The 318-nt window shown below is 24.2% G+C and carries 1 protein-coding gene; it reads right to left on the bottom strand.

Annotated elements, in window-relative coordinates:
* Nucleotides 1-299, bottom strand: a 299-nt coding sequence (locus tag CD126_RS11935; RefSeq protein ID WP_142381378.1) for a DUF443 family protein, incomplete at its 3' end; no start/stop codon positions are given.
* Nucleotides 300-318 lie beyond the last annotated feature (19 nt).

Genomic DNA, 318 nt, shown 5'->3' with positions numbered 1-318 from the left:
GAATAAAAAGTACTATAACCGGACGTATATAAACTATTAACAAATGGTTTAATTAAAACAAATATTAAAGGAGACAATAAATAAGGAAGTTTATTATTCCCTAAAACTTCAAAATCGATATTACTTAACTCTTTCATTTGCTCTTGAGATATTAATTCACCCTTTATTGGAATAAACCAATATAAAAAAGGAAATATAAATAGGAAAGGATTACGTGACAAATCTAATAGGTAGTATCTATTATGATAATCAATAATTCTATATCGGGGATTTTTTCTTACGTTTATAATATTAAACATATTTTTCCTCACTTATTGA

It is taken from the genome of Staphylococcus pettenkoferi, assembly GCF_002902685.1.
In the GTDB taxonomy this organism is placed as follows: Bacteria; Bacillota; Bacilli; order Staphylococcales; family Staphylococcaceae; genus Staphylococcus; species Staphylococcus pettenkoferi.
This window is presented reverse-complemented; position numbering and strand designations above follow the sequence as displayed.